Genomic DNA, 15,999 nt, shown 5'->3' with positions numbered 1-15,999 from the left:
CGATGGGCGCGGTGTTGCGGGGCATGCGCAATCCGTTTCGCCACCGGGCGCGGGCCGTGGTCGTGATCGCGTTGCTCGCCCTGGTCATCAGCCTGCTCGCCCTGCTGGTTCAGGCGGCGCTGGCCGCCCGCGCTGATCGCCTTCTGCATCTGGCGGACGGCCGCCTCGCGAACGATCTCAGGAGGGACGAGCCATGTCTAAATTTGATGTAGTCGGGAGCGTTATATTGGCGCTGCTCCTGGTGATTGCCCTCGGGCCGGGATTCGCGCAGGAGGCGCTCGAAGGCAAGGCGGTGGGTACCAAGCTGACCCACTGCGACTTCAAGCCGGGCAGCTGCGCCGGCAGCTTGAAGCTAGAGACAACGGCGAGTCAGATCGAAATCGACGTCCCGCTCGGCACACCGATCCGGCAGGGCGGTAAATACGTCTACCTTCCGACCCTGAGGGGCAAGGCGGTCAGCGTGATCCTCGCCGCGGACAAGCCTGGAAAGACGGCCCGCTCGATCGACGTGAAGGCAGCGAAGCCATGAAACCGGAACTCCCCTCCGAACTCGACGCGTCGGCGGATCTCCTCACCGTCGGCAAAGTGGCCCGGCTGGCGACGGTCAGCGCTGACACGGTGCGCTTCTACGAGAAAGAGGGCCTGCTCGCGCCAGTTCGCAAGAGCGCGGCGGGCTATCGCCTCTATGGCGGCGATACGGTGCGGCGACTCCACTTCATCAAGCGCGCCCAGGATTGCGGCTTCTCGCTCGCCGAAGTGCGCGAGCTGCTCACGCTGCGTGCCGCCGAAGATGCCTGCTGCACCGACGTGAGGAGCGTCGCGGTGCACAAGAAGCTGCTCATCGAAAACAAGATCAGGACGCTGCAGGCAATGTCGCAGGCCCTGAGCGAGTTGATCGCGCGCTGCGACGGCGGGCAGTTGCCCTTGGACGCCTGTCCCATCCTCGCCGCCCTCGATGCCAGCACGCCGCGCCGGCCCGAAGCCGGGAAAGCGAAGACGCCATGATCCTCGTGGAGATCTTCTCGACACCGGGTTGCGGCAAATGCGCCCAGGCGCGCGAGGCGCTGAGGGCGGTCGCCGAGAGCTTGAGCGCGGTGCGCTGGCGCGAAGTAAATATCCTGGACGAGCTGGATTACGCGGTGGACCTGGGTGTACTGAGCCTGCCTGCCATCGCCATCGACGGCGAGCTGGTGTTCCCCACCCTGCCCGGGGCCGAGCGCCTGCGCCAGGAACTCATGCGGCGGCTCGCGGGAGCGCATTGATGGATGTCGAAAGCCTGCGGCAGACCCTGGAACAGGCGAATCTCGCCTCTCTCGCGGCGGGGTTCGTGATCGGCTTCCTGTTCAGCTTCAACCCGGTGGCCCTGGCCGCCATTCCTGTGTCTCTGGCCTATGTCACCAAGGCGCGGGCGCCGGGTCAGGCGGTCGCGTACGGCGGCATGTTCATCCTCGGCATGCTCGCTACCCACCTCGCGCTCGGGCTAGCCGCCGGTCTCGGTGGCGGCGGCCTGCAGCGCCTCATGGGGCGGGAATGGGGCCTCGTGCTCGGACCGCTCTTGATCCTGCTGGGGCTGCTTTGGCCCGGCTGGCTGAGACTACCGCTGCCAACCATCAGCCTGCGGGCGAAGCGAGCGGCCACCGCCTGGGGCGCGTTCGCCCTCGGCGCGCCGTTTTCGGTGGCGATCTGCCCGTTCTGCACACCGGCGCTGGTCATTCTGCTCGGGATCGCCGCCGGCATCGGCTCAGCCTGGTTCGGCGCGGTCCTGTTGCTCGCGTTCGCCCTTGGCCGCGCGGTGCCCATCATTCTCGGCGCGTGCGCGGTAGGATGGCTGGAAAGCCTAAAAACGTTGAGTATTCATCAGAAGGCCTTCGAAATTGCCGGAGGCGTACTCTTGATCGCCGCAGGCCTCTACATGCTCAACGCCTATTGGATGATCGTGCCGGCTCTTGCACTTTAAGAGAACGACTTTGGACGCGACAAGCGTCGATCTCCAATCTCCAGCCGGGCAAGCATAGCGCAGCGCCTCCCAGGAAGCGCCACGTCGGGACTTCTTCTTACGTTGGCGCGCAAAAACCGCAAGGTGGAATGTCGGTTCATTACCAGCAGGTACCCCTGCGCTGCGGGCGGGCAGCATAGACTGGACGTTTGCCTGCCTCAATCTCTTGCTAGTCCTTCCAGGACTGTAGCCGACGTCGAGTCCCCTTTCGCCCGCTCGATGGCTTGGAAGCCCATCCCCTGAGCGCGAAGCTCAACAGTCCAAGCAACGATGCGTCATGGCTGGCAACCTCTGCGCGTCCCTAGGGAAACTCTGAACGAGCCCTGCTCTCTGTCGAGACGACACCGCACGGGCTTTCGCGCGGCTTGCTCTCGCCACTCTCTAATCATGCCAGACATCGGCTTCTGCTCCACGGGACGTAACCTCCTGTCCACAAGACGATCAAACGAAACGCATCCAGCAAGACAACCAAAAACACGGTAAACCGCCAGATTCGGGCATCGGGCAGAAAAGGAACACGCCGCGGTGACCGTGGTGCATCATAAAGTTCGGTTACTTATTCAGACCCTGCCTAGCGCAGCGGGCGGGCTTCGGATCGCCCCTAGGCTTGGGCAACCGCCCCGTCGGCCCGCGTCTTGCCAGCCCTGAGAGCTTCGCCCGCCGCCACGACATAGCGCTCGTCCAGGTGTAGCTCGCACCATTCGAGCACGGCAAGCTCCGCCTAGACCCACGCCGTCAAGGGATCACCTCGGGCTTGGTGCCGAACGTGCCCGAGCCCCCCGCCCTGCTTCGCCGCACCTTCGCGCGCCCATGCATTCCCCCTCTTGTGCGCAAAGTTACCCTATGGCGCCTCCCCGAGCGTGATCCTTAGCGTGAATTGGGCGTAGAGAACAAACGCCCCAAGAGGGCTGGGCAGGAGTTTTATGCTTCACGGCAGGATGTGATGACGCCTCAAGTCTTTGTTTTGTTGGCTATTGAGGCCTCGTACAGCGGACTGCAAAAAAGTGGGAGTGCCCGGAGCCGGGCTCGAACCGGCACGGGCAAGGCCCGAGGGATTTTAAGTCCCTTGCGTCTACCAGTTTCGCCATCCGGGCAGCCGAAAGCTTTGTAGGATCGGGCCGGTACCTCTCGGCTTTTCAGCACACCCCGTCGATCCATATTTTTTATTCTAACGTAACTACTTAGGGATTGAGGAGAATCCTTAAACAAAAAAACGGGAATGGCACCCATGTCGGCTGTAACGATTTGTTTGCTCATTGCGAGCCGGGTCATTGTCGTTGGATTTTGGGAGGGGCAGCTATCGAATCGAAGCAGCGCCTACGGCTTGCAGGTCGAGAAAGCGCTCTCGATGGGTCCTATGAAGGACAGCCGGAGCGCACGTGGCCGCTAACGATCCAGGGCGCGACTCGTCTGCCATTCAAGTCTCGAGGAGGAATTCGATGGTAAGCGCCGGGGGGAAGCCCAGGGGCGCTCATGGGCTGCGAGTTCGCTCGGGAACCGGCTCCGGGAATTGCAGCCAGCGGGGGAAATGATCAGCCGCTCCTGCGCCCTAGGCCATGACCGCATGGAAGACCTGACACTCCTCTTCAAGCGGCGCCTGATCGTGGGGGATGACTATTTGCCCGCCCCCACGATCTAAGGCCTCATCCTGCCCGAGCCCCTTGAGGCGCCGCAGCCCGGGCCTAGGACGCGCCGGCGCTTGGGGCGCTGCCCCACGACATCGCGCCACAGATCCACCCCGCATCGGGACACAGGGGAATGCTTCCGCGCCGGCGGCAAAACGTTCAAAACCGACTGCTGATCCCAGCGACTACCGACCAGTCTGCTGTTAGCTGCACTCCGTTCACGTACTGGTAAAGGGGAAGCTGAATGAAGCCGTAGATTTGTGTACCCTTGGCGATCGCGAAGCCAACGCCGGGGCTCACGAACAGGAACTTGCCACCGGTGTCCTCCGGCTCCGCCTGCTGGCCCCGATCGCGTTTCTGGTAGAGGGCGTTGAGCTGGATCATCAATCCGATCCTGTCGGTCGCTTCGTAACGATAACCGGCGTCGAGCGACAGGCGTGGCCCCGGTTTATAGTCTTCCTTGTCGCCCAGCGGCTTCTGCCACAAGACTTGAACGAACCAGGATGCATCCGAGTTCGGTAACAAACGACTGTAGAAAGCGCCCAGGAGCGCGTCCGTTGTACCGGTGCCGGGTTGCAGCGTGCGCTCTGCCCGATCTCCCTCGGCATTTCGCACCTCCCGCTCGCCCGTAGGCAACTTCAATCCGAAATTGACCCCATAGAAGGAAAAGGCGGGCTTATCCTCCTCTTCTGCGCTCATTTGTTAACGCCCGAGAACGCGGGCGTCTCCCAGGCGCCCGAAGTTCCACTGCTCGAGAAGCTGTGCTCCGTGATGGTTGTGGATGTGCGAGTGCGAGCGGTCCAGGAAAGGAATGGTCACCGCTACGCCCCAGTTGTGGTTAAGGGTATAATCCAGCGTTCCAAGATAATTCCTGTTTATCGTACGTATCTCGTCATGGTGGCGATGAACCTGCCCGACCGCGACTTTGTCGCTTCCCGCTATTGGTTGATCTTGGTCGATATATTCGTAGCGTAAATCTAAGCGCAGTCCGGGCTCTGGCGCGAACCCCTGTAGATTCCAGTGGGTGTTGACGGCGCACACGGCCGAGCCGCAAGAAGCATACGCCCATGATGGCATGAGGGCTGCGCACACCACTGCGCCTACGCCAGCCGCGAAAACAAGAACAAAACGTCTTACGGCTTTTAAAGCGGGTTCTCTCGCTGGATATAACGTTTCTGCGGCATGCGCTTGACCGCCGCAGAGAGATTGATCGACATTGCCACGGCGCATTACAGGGCCAGCTCGATGGTTGCCTCCAGCCGGCTCGATTATTCGCGCCTCGAGCGCTCTAACTGCACTCGGCGATCTCGGCATCAATGAATCTGAACCGAATAAAACTGTCCGAAACAACGATTGGTGCGCAATAACGGCAGATGCGGGTTGTACTAACCGCTTTAAACTTTTCTTTTCCATGGTATCCCTCTTTGCCCGTCATAGGAGTAGCAAACAGGCTTGCCCGTGCAAACTTTGCGATGTCTGTCACGAAGACCCATCGAATCTTGCTTGATTGCAGAAGCGAGACCCACCGCGCTCAAAACAAGACGCTCCCCACTCTTTTTACTAGGTGGCGCGAACGTCAGGAGACGTCAATGCGCTACGAGCCAGGCTCGAGACTGTGAGGCGCGCCAGTGTAGCGACGGCAGGAAATCAGGCCGAAGTAGTAGGAGGTGCGTGGGAGGGTGGCAAGCGGAAGCGTTCAACGGCTCCAGGAGTGGCTTCGATGGACAAAAAGAGCACTCTGTCGGCCAGGACAACCTGAGCCGGGATTGTAGACAGTGGAGGCGGTAGTAGTTTGTTTTCAAGCTGGAAAGCCAAGCAAATCAAGCACTGCTGCGACTTTGTGGCAGGGATAGGCGTAACAGGGCTGCGCGCTGGGTCCGCGACGCAATAGTCCTGCCCGATACGGGCAAACCCGCCAGAGGCGAAGGGAGAATGCGCCATCGCCCCATGGGCGAACGGTGCCGTTACATGAGAGACGAGCGTCAGAACAGTTAGAAACCATCCTGCGCCCTGTCGCCATCGGCCCATCGGTCGGACGCCGTGCTCTTTCGGGAAGGGGGAGAGCAAAAGATGCTAATTCGAAAAAAGTGAAAAGACAATGGGCTATATTAAGTGCACCACTTTCCCGCTTGTCTGCGACCTCCTGCCCCGCTCGCTCCCGAGGCCTGGCGGATAATGTAAGGACATTGACGTGAGCACGGCAGGTCAGCTCCGCCTGAGCGTTCCCATGAGCTCGGTCGTGCACCCCTCGGCAAGCGTCTCGATCTGGCGGCAGCCGGCTTCGGTGACCAGCCGTCCTAGGCGCCGGAAGGCGGCCTGGCTGTGGGTCAACACTTGAAACGTGCGGAGGGTGTGGAATGCCACCAGCCGTGCGAGCGCAATGCCTCTGCGCCGAAGGCACTGCCCAGATAGACGTAGACGCACTCGATTTCGTTCTCGTGCAGCACCATCTTCGCAAACTGCCCTCTCCCTCCTGCTCGAATGGTAGCAGGGGCTGGGTCGCTGGAAACACGTGAAGTAGCCACTCAGCCGATGAGTTCGCCTGTCATGCGCTCCTCACACCAAACGGATGAGTTCGCATGGCACGTCGAAGCCTATGACGATTTCCATAAGACAGGCACGGACTCGAGATGGCGAGCAGGCGTATCGGACCAGTGTCCATCTGGCTCGTGCCTACTTCGGTGCGAAGCCGCGTTCCCAAAGGAAGATCGAGATGCCAATCCGGATTCTTTCGAGTACGTGCTCTCGCGTTTTCATGGAAAATCGGTTTCGTGTCGATCCAGACCAAGCCGGTCCAAATGCATGAGCGTCCATTACGAATGATTAAACGCTTTCTTGGATCGAGATAGCAAAAGCCTGGTGTACTGGACAGCACTAGGCTATGCCTGGCACTTCATTGGGCTCATGGATGAAACGCTGCAGGCGTGCGCTGGAGGCAGCCATATCACGGTCAGTCATGGCCCCAGGGAAATAGCCCAGCATGCTGGTTTCCCGGAAAGCGCATCCGCCTTATTGACCCAAAGAACGCATCAAAGATCAGGTGCGACGTGCCTCCTGCCTTCGCCTGCGAGCCAACAGCATCGCCCATGAAAGGACAATGGGATCCCAGAACTTGCCCGTCCGCTTGGCTGAGTACAGGAGAATGCTCATCGGTGTTTCTGACGGTCGCTCATAAAGACTCTTTGCCATGCTGAGGCAATTATCTGGTTGTCGATTACTAGCACTCAGCACCTGGCAGTCTTAGCAGCACTCGACTTCCCGGCAAGCACCCCATTGCTGCGCGCTAGATCTAGCATTCGTTTCACGCTGCCGGATCGCCTACAGCTAAGATCCACGCTCTCTGGCGCTATCCCAACCGCCACCTGATCCCGGCCCGAAGCGGAGACGACAGACTCAAAGAGCAGCACACTTCCATCTACCGTCCCTATCGTTTATCAATGCGCACGAAGGATGGTTCCACTATCGCCAAGGTGTCAAATCTCAGTGTTTCCCATTAGGTTAACACTCTGCAAAAGAAGTATAATTGATTAGTTGTTTTTGCCGTTAACCTAGCAACCTGGCTGCTGGGAAAACCGCGCATCCTCGGCCGACAAGTCGATGATTCGGATTCAGGCCATCGTCACAGACATCGAAGGCACAACTTCAGCCCTCTCCTTCGTAACCGAAGGGCTCTATCCCTATGCGCGCGCCCATCTACCCGCGTTCGTGCGCGAGCGGTCAGCGGATCCCGAGGTGCAGCAAGCGCTCGGGGAGGTCGAACGCTTCGCGGGCCGTAGGCTCTCGGTCGAAGAGGCGATCGCGCAGCTGCTCGCTTGGATGGAAGAAGACCGCAAAATCACGCCGCTCAAGACACTACAAGGACTTGTCTGGGAACGCGGCTTCGCAAGCGGCGCGCTTACGACGCATTTTTACCCAGACGTCGCGCCACAACTAAGGGCATGGAAGGCGAGCGGGATTCGGCTGTACGTCTATTCCTCGGGCTCGACCTTCGCCCAACGTCTGATCTTTGGACATAGCCCAGACGGCGATCTCACGCCGCTTTTCGACGGTTTTTTCGACACCACTACCGGCGCGAAGACTAATCCAGCTTCCTACCGTAGCATCGCCGCGGCGCTTGGGCTGCCGCCGCAGGCGATCGCATTTCTCTCCGATAACCGGCGCGAACTCGACGCCGCTCGAACAGCAGGGCTGCGCACCGTGTGGCTGGTGCGCAATGGTCCTGTCGACCACGGCGTTGGGCACCGCAAGGTGCGAGATTTTCACGCTGCTGACGCTGCTGTGCGCCAGTGAGCGCGGACAAGTGAAGAAGAAGGGCGGCTTTCCGGATACCGCGCGGGGATACCATGTCCTGCGCCCATAGCGCGTAGCGGCCCTAAGCGGCTCTGGGCGCATGCTATCCCGGATAGCAAAACGGAAGGCAGATAGCCGCTTGCGAGTTGTCGTGTCCCGGATGATTGTAGGGCCGCTTGTGGAACAGCTCGGGGCACTGCCGATACCAGTCTTTCATGGACTGCACGGGCGTTCGGGTGTTGAGGGACAGTCTGGGGCAGATGGTGGTTGTAGAGCCAAGCGTAGCGCGGCAGTATGCGCTCCAGGTCTTCGCCGCTGACGAAGTGGTGGCTTCGCAGCACCTCTTCGATCCGACCATTGAAGCGTTCGACCATCCCGTTGGTCTGTGGCCTGCGGGGTCGGGTCAGCCGATGCTCGATGCCAAGCGCGGCGCACAGCGCATCGAAGACGTGCTGGCCCGTGGGTGTGCGCTCGCCCGTGGTATTGATGCGGTTGGTGAACTCCTTGCCGTTATCGGTCAGGATCGTGCGGATGCGCAGCGGGCAAGTCTTGATGAGGGCAGCCAGGAAGGAGTGCGCGGCCCGCGCACTCTTGAAGGTCTTGACTTGGATGAACACCCAGCGCGTGGCGCGATCGATGGCCACAAACAGGTAGCGGCGCCGATCCTCATCGGGCATCTGCGTCAGATACTTCACGTCGATGTGAACAAAGCCCGGCTCGTACGCGGCAAAGGGTGCATGCGAAGACCTCTCCTGCTGCGGCTGCAGCACCTTGAAGTTGCTGACACCATGGCGGCGCAGGCAGCGGTCTAGCCCCGAGCGCGGCACATCCAGGTTGACGAACCCGCGCATCACCGCCAACAGGTCATCCAGCGACAGCAGCAGGGTCTTGCGCAGCTCCACCGCGATGATCTCCTGCGCCGGCGTCAGCGTCGTGCCAGCCGGTGCGGTGTGTGTGTGAGCGATCCTCGAAACTGTCGCGATGCTTCCACCTGAAAATCGTGGAGGGCGAGACGTGACAGCGCCGGGCCAGCACCTGGATGGGCTCGTCGCTGGCGGCAATCTCGGCCCGGATCGCGGGTGTGGTGCGGGCGCGCTTGTGCAGTCGGACCATCATGGCGGCGCTCCTCAGGATGAAGCCTTGCCAGCGGCGCGATCAGGCCGCAGCAGCATCCCGCAGGATGCTGCGTGCCAGAAGGTAACCGCACCTGCGCGGTGTTATGTAATCATCCGGGATACGACAGCTAGTTTTGCAAAATTTTTTAAATCGATAGCATGTGCCGAGGTGCGCGAGCTCGGGCACCTGAATGAGGCGTATGCTCTCTTCGGCCACGATCGAAACGCTCTCCAGAGTCTGCTACACTGTACTCTTGCGTTTTCTAAGCCGCGCAATGAGTCCGGCCATGCCTATGCCCGTGGTCTTTCACGGCTCGAGAGCGCTGTGCCGCTTCCGCGGCGGCGATTTAAAAGTCAAGATAATCGGTAACATATGCCATGAATCTACTGCTCTTCAGGCGGCAATGCCATTTTTCCCAACCGGGCAAGGGCAGTACGACGTTGCCGCGCAAGACGTCGTACGGTACCAACTAGAGGCTTCAGTTCCACCGCCGCAGCCAAAGCGTCTTCGACCGTCGGAGCCTTGTTAGCCTGGCCGGGAGCTGAAGGAAACTGCGGTTTATGCACAGAAACGCTTTCGTCTGGAGACATGTGGGTTTCCTCGTTTCTAACTCAATGGAGCATGCCATTTGCTCGATATCCCAATGAGCACCTTCTTGTCGTTGATAATTTTTACAAATCAGCTCTCAATCCACTTTCCTCTTTCTACAATGGCTATACGCGTGCCAAGCCACAGAGTGTCGCGTAGTTGCGGGGTGAAACATTTTGCGCCGTGCTACTAGAAGAGTCTCAAAATAAAGTGCTAGCAAGCGCAACTGCTGCCTCGCTTTTTGCACACGCATGTGTGGTCATCCCTTCCATGCAGCTCAGGATTACCAGATTTCGCTCTGCATAGCGATTCCATGTGCGCCGTGGCGCATGGCAGTGTCAAGCAGCTCGAGACGCATGCCGCCCAGGGCATAAACCGGCAGCGGATAGCCGCGCACCAGCTCGGCAAACTTATCCCAGCCTATACCCGGTTCGCCCGGATGGCTTTTCGTGGGAAGCACCGGCGACAACACCACGAAATCGACACTGAGCGCCGATGCCCATGCAAGCTCTGTGGCATTGTGGCAAGAAGCAGCGCATAGCAGATCGCGCGGGCGCTCGATAAGGCCAGGTAATTGGCTCGCGGTCAGATGCACGCCGTCAGACACGACCTGGCGAGCCAACGTCTCGTCACCGTAGACCAAGACCTTGGCGTCGTAACGGTGCGCCATCGCGATAACGCGGCGCGCGAACTGCGTGAGCTGTCCAGGCGCAAACTTGCGCTCGCGCACCAGTATCAGGCGCACGCCTCGTTCGAGCGCACGCTCAAGACGCTCCAAAAATCCGACTACGCCGTACTTTTGCGCATTCGTGATCGCGTAGAGGCGCGGCAGACGAAGCGCCCTCAACATCAACGCGTTGGCCGGTAATAGGGGAGCCACCTCCGGGATTTCTGGATCTTCCCACGATATCCGCTGCCCCTCGCGGCCACGGGGGGTTCCGTGCCAAGCGGTAACGCGAAAGAAGTGCAGACGCACACGCTTGTCGGGATATTCGTGCTCGTAGGTTAACCACGGATGTGCGCGGTCGAGCTTTATGTCGAGCTCTTCTTGCAATTCTCTAGCGAGCGCCTGTTCGGGGTTTTCTCCAGCATTAAATTTACCCCCGGGAAACTCCCAGTAGCCGGCCGAAACTTTGCCATGCGGCCGTTCAGCGAGTAGCACACGACCATCCGCGCGCTGGATGACAGCCACCGCTACGTCTACCACCGGTCGGTGCTTGGACACGATGCTCACTTCTACTTGAAGCGATCGGTAGCTATCCTATCCAGCCTGCCCGTGACGCAAGACATCCACGCGCTGGTTTTCCTTCTCTGACTTGTCCTGCTGGGCTGGATAGTGCGCTAAACAATGCCTGGCCTCCCGCAAAACAAAATCCTTGAATGCTTCAGCGACCTGCGAGAAACGCTTACCGGAGCGATGAACTAAGTGCCAAGAGCGAGGCAATGGCATTGACTCTACGTCCAAGACAGTAAGATACCCTGCTTCTACTTCGAGCGAGACGCTATGTAGCGGGACAATCGCCAATCCCAAACCAGCCCGTACTGCTTGCTTGATCGCTTCGTTGCTGTCTATCACCATGGAAACCGATAGCGAAACCCCCTGCTGTGCTAGGAAGCGTTCGATCACTTGATGCGTCTGAGAGCTCTGTTCACGCATCAGAAACGGCTCTTGCGACAATCTTGATAAGGGTATTGAATGCTCCACTACGAGCGGATGGTTCCCAGGCGCGATGACCACAAGCGGGTCTTCCAGAAAGACCTCGCTCACGCAGTCTGATTCCGCCGGTGGTTGACCCATGATCGCCATGTCGCAAGTATTGTCAGCGAGTCGGCTGAGTAACATCTCCCGGCTCGCTACGCTCAGGTTGACACGGAAGCCGCCCCAGCGCTTGCAGAAAACGGCTAGCAGTCGCGGCACGAAGTACTTGGCTGTCCGACCGATGCAAAGGTGAAGCTGCCCGCCTTGCGATCCTCGATGTCTCTCGAGCACGGTCTCCGCCTCGCTCAACTGCTCTCCGATGCGGCGACAATAGTGGAAAAGATCGCGGCCTGCCTCGGTCAAATAGATGCGCTTGCCTAACTGTTCGAACAGCGCTACTCCGAGGTTTTCCTCGAGTTGTTTTATCTGGATCGAAACCGCGGCTTTAGTAACGCCGAGCGACTGTGCCGCCCGTGTAAAACTCCTGCAGCGCGCGACCACCTCAAATACTGTCAATTGTCGCAGCGTAGTATTCTTCATAATCACATCAATCGGGCCAGATCCGTTCCGGGTGCAGGTTTACCCAGGGTTGATCAAGGCTCGCGGGCGGGGACTGATCTGACTGTCGTGCAAAACGTGCGATTGGAAACGCGACGGCTAATCCGTGCTCACGGTCCAGCTCAGCGGCTAACTGGGAGCGCTTGCTTTGGCGCACGCCCTCAGCTCGTTTGCTGGCTATGCCCTGTTTTTTCATAAGCTCAGCACCTCCTCAATGGCGGCACCGATCCTATACGGGGAGTAGCGGCCGCAGATCCCTATCTCACGCACGTCGCATTTCCCCAGTGTCTAGGTAGGCCGCTGGATAAATGCAGCAAAAAGCCTACTTGCAGAACGAGCAGAAAAGCCCATCGGGTAATGCCACCATAACCAGGGAGACACCGCATTATGGGGGACAAAACTCATCCAGCACGATGCATTTCCCGAGGCACGGGTTAAAGCACAAGCTTTCGCGACGGTCTCCTTGCTACGCGTACTCGCCCACAACTCCGTAGGCGAGATCAGCAACATTCGTTAAATGAACCGTCTGGGTGATTGGCGCAACAGTGCGTGATAATGGCAGTGCTTTGCAGATTCTTTTGAGCAGGCAGCACACGTATCTGGACCCGTCAGTCCCGCGGCGAGGTTTATCGCCCGCGTGGGTTCGTCGATTTTGGTATCTCGGTCAATCACTGCCTAGACCCTTGCGCTCATACTCGGACACGATTCGTGTTCACCGCAGAAGAATTGGCGTTCTCACCCATCCGTCTTGCCCAATTGCGCCAGCTCGCTCACACGTCGAGCAAAAGTAATGTCTTCGGAGCCGATCGCTTCCCCGTCGCGAGCATGCACCGTAACATTGGCGTAGGTCGTACCGAAGCTGATATCCGGGTAGTAGCCAATCTCCTCAGAAAGTGCAGCTAGGCGATCTAGGAACACACGCGTCTCGCGGTAACCACTGAATTGGAAACGGCGGAACAAGTACGCTGGGCGTCCCCGATACTCCCATCCAGACGGAATTTCCGCATCTTCTGGCATCTCTTGCCTCCACTTTCTCTTTGTATGTGACAGTTTGCACGCACCATCGCGCTCGTGGATGCACAATCTTCAGGAGACTGTCACGCGTTTTCGAACTCAAGCGCGCTAATCGCGCGCTCTAGCTCCTTATAATGGCGCATCTCGTCAGCCAGGATGCGTGCGAACAGGGCTCTGTGCTCCTCATCGCCGATTCGTTTGCAGAACGTGCAAGCCTCCTCATACAGACGAATAGCATCGCCTTCGGTAGCGAGTCCAAAACGCAGCATCTCGGCACGCGTGCGTCCGACTTGCGGAGCGCGTGGCTGTCCTACCCGTGGGGTGGCGCCTAGCGCATACAAGCGGCCGATGAGCACCTCGGCGTGCTGGATCTCCTCCAAGCACCCTGCGCGAAGTTCGGCTGCGAGCCGGTTCAACCCCAAAGTCTCGGCCCGTACCGCTTGCAGCGTGTACTGCTGCACAGCGTTGAACTCATGGTTTACGGCTCGCTGCAAAAAGCCGATGACGAGAGGATGAGCCCTCATGAATGACGAATGATCACAACGCGCACTGGTGAGTCTATTATCTCTGAACAACTATTAGATCACTAAATTGTGGAGCAACCATTGCATCATGGCATCAGCTTTGGGTCTTAGTGATATCGCTGTCTCGGCCGCCACCGACGTCGCTCGGTCTAACCGGCAAGATCTGCTCGACCTCTGCATGTGGGCGGGCAATGATGTGCGCCGCCGCTAGTCCGTCACCCACGCGCTCGCAAGCATCTGCTCCAGCACGCACCGCTGCGTTGACGGCACCAGTCTCACCACGAACCATCACGGTAACATAACCACCACCCACGAACTGCCGGCCGATGAGGCGAACCTCGGAAGCCTTCGTCATGGCGTCTGCCGCTTCGATTGCCGGAACCAGCCCACGCGTTTCAATCATGCCCAACGCAACACCCATCTTCTCGCTTGCCATGTCTTATCTCCTGATATTGAGAAAGTCGTTAACGCCTAAGAATAAATTTTTCCGTCCATCGATTTTTTGCTCAATATTACGAACGCCACTCCTCCTCGCTCCAGTGATCGATAATTCCGCCGATCGTGAGATCGGTGGTGATCATCGGATTGCCAGCAGCGATACGTGCTGCTGAGACTCCAATCGTAATTACAAAATCACCTGGCTTGCAGCCGATCGGGTCAAGAGCTACTTCGAGATTGCCCTTATCGTCCTCGACCACGCGCAAGGATTTCGCTGCTAACCAAAAGGTACGCTTCGTCGTCACAAGGTCGCGCACGACGCGATGAATCTGCATAATTACCTCTTTACCTCTTCCTTTTTTCCGTCTTCTTCCCAGTAATCAATAATGCCGACGATTGTCAGGTCACTCGGGTAGTCGTTGCTGCCAGCGGCGGTCCGTGCCGCAGAGCTACCGACCACAATCACCCAGTCACCTGGTTTGCAACCGACTGGATCTACTGCGACCTGTTTGCTGCCACCACGTTCTTTCACTACTAGTAATCGCCGGTTTCCGAGCTGGCCGATGCGCGCAGTCGCTACCAGCGTTTTTTCTACCTGACAAATCTTCATGTTCCGCGCTCCGATATATTGCTACTGCAGGCGCATCGCCTACTCGATGCAGACTCGAGCTTGTCGATGGGTTCGAGCCGGCTACCTGGAGTGCTGTCTTTGATCGTTGCATAGATGTACAACCAGCCCTCATTGACCAGCTCCGAATAGCGCGTCTGGATTGCCTGCGCCATCCTCCGACAGCGCTGTACCGCGCGCTCACGAGATCCTGGAACCTTCCCGTCGTAGCGGAAGTGTACAAACACCGGAATCGGTAGATCACGCGCCATGTTTACCTTCTTGAAGATCTTGATCCCAACGTCAATGTCAACGGCACCCTCCTCGATCGTCTCCATCTGCGCTTGGTACGCCAGATTCCGCATCTGCAGGTCGTCGAACGCGTCGCCGACAGTGATGAATCGTTCGGTATGCCCTAGCTCAGCGTAGCGTCCGTTGTGATAAGTCCGCACGTACTCAATCTGTGCCATGTTGTTTTTAAGTAGATAACCACAAAACCATCGCATGCCTTCGGTCGCAGGGTCGTCAAGCTCAACCCCGGCGGCTTCAGCCACGGCGAGGCGAATCGCTTCCTTAGCATTTTCCCGCGTGAGCCTACTGGTTGCTTCGAATAGTGCAAGACAGTCGACGCAGCGCTCCAGACTTAACGCGCCCCGTGCGTCCGGCACATGCAACCGAATGGCGTCCGTATCGGTATCAACGCCGATAAGCAACGTCGCTACGGAAGCGCCGCAGCAATGCGCATTCTCAATAGCGCTAGCGAACGCGTTCAGGCGTTCGAGCAGCGCTGCGGCTGCCTTGCGCTCGTCGCTTCCATGCGCTGCACACCCTTCTTCCGAGTTCGAGCTACTGGTATGGTACACACTGATCTTAAGGTAACGCGTTGGTTCATCTGCCCGGTTCGGCACTCCTTCACGGTGTCTGCGCAACTCGACCTCTACCCAATGGCGCATGCTTTCTTCCACATCGAACATCGCACCGGCGTAGGATTTGCGATACGCGACTACCGCAGGCGGTATGCGCAAAATATAGTCGACTACACCGCTTAAGCGCCCATCAGCGCATGGACTGATATCGATCGCGTGGAAGCCCCATCGACGTATCAGTTCTTCGACAGGCTCACCTTCCTCCAGTGTAGCGAGGTTACGGTCAAACTCGCGTTCGGTTAGTCGCAGGAAAGCGCCGAACACACAGTCTGCATAAATTGCCCGCATATTGAGTGGCGCTATCCAGCTCGCGCGCAACCGATGCACGGGTAGCGTGACACCTAGTCGCTCGCGCACTATGGCTTGCGCGCGCTCGGCGAAGCCGTCCTGCCATTGCATGGCTGCAACCTCACGCAGCACTGGCTCGATCGCGCTAAATGTATGCGTGATTTCAGCTTCGCGTTCAAGGAGCTTGGCGTTATGGCGTGCATCGTATAGCGGATGACTGCCGGTACCCGCTGCGCCGCGCGGCGCCTGTGGGGTCTTTCCGAATAGCCGTTCGTACGGGTCGAGCACAGCCGCTGGCATGGCGCCATAGCCGCGCGCAAAACAATGCAC

General features: G+C 58.8%; 17 protein-coding genes, 1 tRNA gene and 1 pseudogene. 6 read left to right on the top strand and 13 right to left on the bottom strand.

Translation table 11 applies throughout. The features are described 5' to 3' along the window. Window positions 1-2: 2 nt before the first annotated feature. The 5 genes from V7Q81_RS00485 to V7Q81_RS00465 are packed head-to-tail and all read left to right on the top strand — an operon-like array spanning window position 3 to window position 1,957. Window positions 3-212 carry a hypothetical protein gene (locus V7Q81_RS00485; protein WP_333839257.1) on the top strand — a complete coding sequence of 70 codons (210 nt, stop codon included), beginning with the start codon at window positions 3-5 and terminating at the stop codon, window positions 210-212. Next, the gene (locus V7Q81_RS00480; protein WP_333839255.1) at window positions 194-529 is read left to right on the top strand and encodes a hypothetical protein; all 336 of its coding nucleotides are present in this window, start codon (window positions 194-196) and stop codon (window positions 527-529) included. The genes V7Q81_RS00485 and V7Q81_RS00480 overlap by 19 nt, the downstream gene beginning before the upstream one ends. After that, complete coding sequence (locus tag V7Q81_RS00475; protein WP_333839253.1) at window positions 526-1,005, top strand: heavy metal-responsive transcriptional regulator; 480 nt, start codon at window positions 526-528, stop codon at window positions 1,003-1,005. The genes V7Q81_RS00480 and V7Q81_RS00475 overlap by 4 nt, the downstream gene beginning before the upstream one ends. Further along, window positions 1,002-1,262 carry a glutaredoxin family protein gene (locus V7Q81_RS00470; RefSeq protein WP_333839251.1) on the top strand — a complete coding sequence of 87 codons (261 nt, stop codon included), beginning with the start codon at window positions 1,002-1,004 and terminating at the stop codon, window positions 1,260-1,262. Before V7Q81_RS00475 ends, V7Q81_RS00470 begins: the two co-directional genes overlap by 4 nt. Further along, window positions 1,262-1,957, top strand: a complete 696-nt coding sequence (locus tag V7Q81_RS00465; protein ID WP_333839249.1) for a cytochrome c biogenesis CcdA family protein — start codon at window positions 1,262-1,264, stop codon at window positions 1,955-1,957. Before V7Q81_RS00470 ends, V7Q81_RS00465 begins: the two co-directional genes overlap by 1 nt. A 1,050-nt stretch (window positions 1,958-3,007) precedes the next feature. Here the strand turns inward: V7Q81_RS00465 and V7Q81_RS00460 are convergent. From V7Q81_RS00460 to V7Q81_RS00445, 4 genes are all read right to left on the bottom strand, one after another. Beyond that, window positions 3,008-3,090, bottom strand: a tRNA-Leu gene (locus tag V7Q81_RS00460). 690 nt (window positions 3,091-3,780) lie between these two features. Continuing rightward, entirely contained in the window at window positions 3,781-4,320 is a 540-nt protein-coding gene (locus V7Q81_RS00455; protein ID WP_333839247.1) for a transporter, read from the bottom strand. Between the two features lie 3 nt (window positions 4,321-4,323). After that, complete coding sequence (locus tag V7Q81_RS00450) at window positions 4,324-5,034, bottom strand: hypothetical protein (RefSeq protein WP_333839245.1); 711 nt, start codon at window positions 5,032-5,034, stop codon at window positions 4,324-4,326. A gap of 792 nt (window positions 5,035-5,826) precedes the next feature. Beyond that, entirely contained in the window at window positions 5,827-5,985 is a 159-nt protein-coding gene (locus V7Q81_RS00445; RefSeq protein ID WP_333839243.1) for a DUF1722 domain-containing protein, read from the bottom strand. Between the two features lie 1,233 nt (window positions 5,986-7,218). Here V7Q81_RS00445 and mtnC point away from each other — a divergent pair. Next, window positions 7,219-7,911 carry an acireductone synthase gene (mtnC, locus tag V7Q81_RS00440; RefSeq protein WP_333839241.1) on the top strand — a complete coding sequence of 231 codons (693 nt, stop codon included), beginning with the start codon at window positions 7,219-7,221 and terminating at the stop codon, window positions 7,909-7,911. 103 nt (window positions 7,912-8,014) lie between these two features. On the opposite strand, the pseudogene V7Q81_RS00435 reads toward mtnC, so the two are convergent. The 9 genes and pseudogenes from V7Q81_RS00435 to V7Q81_RS00395 all read right to left on the bottom strand — a co-directional run bounded on the left by V7Q81_RS00435 (window position 8,015) and on the right by V7Q81_RS00395 (window position 15,969). Next, a pseudogene (locus tag V7Q81_RS00435) lies at window positions 8,015-9,027 on the bottom strand (IS481 family transposase). Between the two features lie 871 nt (window positions 9,028-9,898). Then, a complete protein-coding gene (locus V7Q81_RS00430; RefSeq protein WP_333839239.1) occupies window positions 9,899-10,849 on the bottom strand; it encodes a Nudix family hydrolase in 951 nt (316 codons plus the stop codon). Window positions 10,850-10,876: 27 nt separating this feature from the next. After that, entirely contained in the window at window positions 10,877-11,854 is a 978-nt protein-coding gene (locus tag V7Q81_RS00425; protein WP_333839237.1) for a LysR family transcriptional regulator, read from the bottom strand. 753 nt (window positions 11,855-12,607) lie between these two features. After that, entirely contained in the window at window positions 12,608-12,889 is a 282-nt protein-coding gene (locus V7Q81_RS00420; protein WP_333839235.1) for a 4a-hydroxytetrahydrobiopterin dehydratase, read from the bottom strand. Window positions 12,890-12,969: 80 nt separating this feature from the next. Then, window positions 12,970-13,410, bottom strand: a complete 441-nt coding sequence (locus V7Q81_RS00415; RefSeq protein WP_333839233.1) for a ferritin-like domain-containing protein — start codon at window positions 13,408-13,410, stop codon at window positions 12,970-12,972. Between the two features lie 94 nt (window positions 13,411-13,504). Next, window positions 13,505-13,846 carry a BMC domain-containing protein gene (locus V7Q81_RS00410; protein WP_333839232.1) on the bottom strand — a complete coding sequence of 114 codons (342 nt, stop codon included), beginning with the start codon at window positions 13,844-13,846 and terminating at the stop codon, window positions 13,505-13,507. Window positions 13,847-13,922: 76 nt separating this feature from the next. Continuing rightward, window positions 13,923-14,183 (bottom strand): carboxysome peptide B, encoded by a 261-nt coding sequence (locus V7Q81_RS00405; protein ID WP_333839231.1) that lies wholly within the window; start codon window positions 14,181-14,183, stop codon window positions 13,923-13,925. 2 nt (window positions 14,184-14,185) lie between these two features. Continuing rightward, window positions 14,186-14,458, bottom strand: a complete 273-nt coding sequence (locus tag V7Q81_RS00400; RefSeq protein ID WP_333839230.1) for a carboxysome peptide A — start codon at window positions 14,456-14,458, stop codon at window positions 14,186-14,188. Beyond that, window positions 14,455-15,969, bottom strand: a complete 1,515-nt coding sequence (locus tag V7Q81_RS00395; RefSeq protein ID WP_333839228.1) for a carboxysome shell carbonic anhydrase — start codon at window positions 15,967-15,969, stop codon at window positions 14,455-14,457. Before V7Q81_RS00395 ends, V7Q81_RS00400 begins: the two co-directional genes overlap by 4 nt. Window positions 15,970-15,999 lie beyond the last annotated feature (30 nt).

Origin of the sequence: Pelomicrobium sp., from assembly GCF_036803785.1 — a bacterium.
In the GTDB taxonomy this organism is placed as follows: Bacteria; Pseudomonadota; Gammaproteobacteria; order Burkholderiales; family UBA6910; genus Pelomicrobium.
The sequence above is the reverse complement of the archived record's forward strand: the minus strand, read 5'-3'. Positions and strand labels throughout refer to the sequence as shown.

What these genes read in the sequence shown, in the direction of transcription:
- V7Q81_RS00485 (WP_333839257.1), top strand. Translation starts at nt 3, where the DNA reads ATGGGCGCGGTGTTGCGGGGCATGCGCAATCCGTTTCGCCACCGGGCG.
- V7Q81_RS00480 (WP_333839255.1), top strand. Translation starts at nt 194, where the DNA reads ATGTCTAAATTTGATGTAGTCGGGAGCGTTATATTGGCGCTGCTCCTG.
- V7Q81_RS00475 (WP_333839253.1), top strand. Translation starts at nt 526, where the DNA reads ATGAAACCGGAACTCCCCTCCGAACTCGACGCGTCGGCGGATCTCCTC.
- V7Q81_RS00470 (WP_333839251.1), top strand. Translation starts at nt 1,002, where the DNA reads ATGATCCTCGTGGAGATCTTCTCGACACCGGGTTGCGGCAAATGCGCC.
- V7Q81_RS00465 (WP_333839249.1), top strand. Translation starts at nt 1,262, where the DNA reads ATGGATGTCGAAAGCCTGCGGCAGACCCTGGAACAGGCGAATCTCGCC.
- V7Q81_RS00455 (WP_333839247.1), bottom strand. Translation starts at nt 4,320, where the DNA reads ATGAGCGCAGAAGAGGAGGATAAGCCCGCCTTTTCCTTCTATGGGGTC.
- V7Q81_RS00450 (WP_333839245.1), bottom strand. Translation starts at nt 5,034, where the DNA reads ATGGAAAAGAAAAGTTTAAAGCGGTTAGTACAACCCGCATCTGCCGTT.
- mtnC (WP_333839241.1), top strand. Translation starts at nt 7,219, where the DNA reads ATGATTCGGATTCAGGCCATCGTCACAGACATCGAAGGCACAACTTCA.
- V7Q81_RS00425 (WP_333839237.1), bottom strand. Translation starts at nt 11,854, where the DNA reads ATGAAGAATACTACGCTGCGACAATTGACAGTATTTGAGGTGGTCGCG.
- V7Q81_RS00420 (WP_333839235.1), bottom strand. Translation starts at nt 12,889, where the DNA reads ATGCCAGAAGATGCGGAAATTCCGTCTGGATGGGAGTATCGGGGACGC.
- V7Q81_RS00415 (WP_333839233.1), bottom strand. Translation starts at nt 13,410, where the DNA reads ATGAGGGCTCATCCTCTCGTCATCGGCTTTTTGCAGCGAGCCGTAAAC.
- V7Q81_RS00410 (WP_333839232.1), bottom strand. Translation starts at nt 13,846, where the DNA reads ATGGCAAGCGAGAAGATGGGTGTTGCGTTGGGCATGATTGAAACGCGT.
- V7Q81_RS00405 (WP_333839231.1), bottom strand. Translation starts at nt 14,183, where the DNA reads ATGCAGATTCATCGCGTCGTGCGCGACCTTGTGACGACGAAGCGTACC.
- V7Q81_RS00400 (WP_333839230.1), bottom strand. Translation starts at nt 14,458, where the DNA reads ATGAAGATTTGTCAGGTAGAAAAAACGCTGGTAGCGACTGCGCGCATC.
- V7Q81_RS00395 (WP_333839228.1), bottom strand. Translation starts at nt 15,969, where the DNA reads ATGCCAGCGGCTGTGCTCGACCCGTACGAACGGCTATTCGGAAAGACC.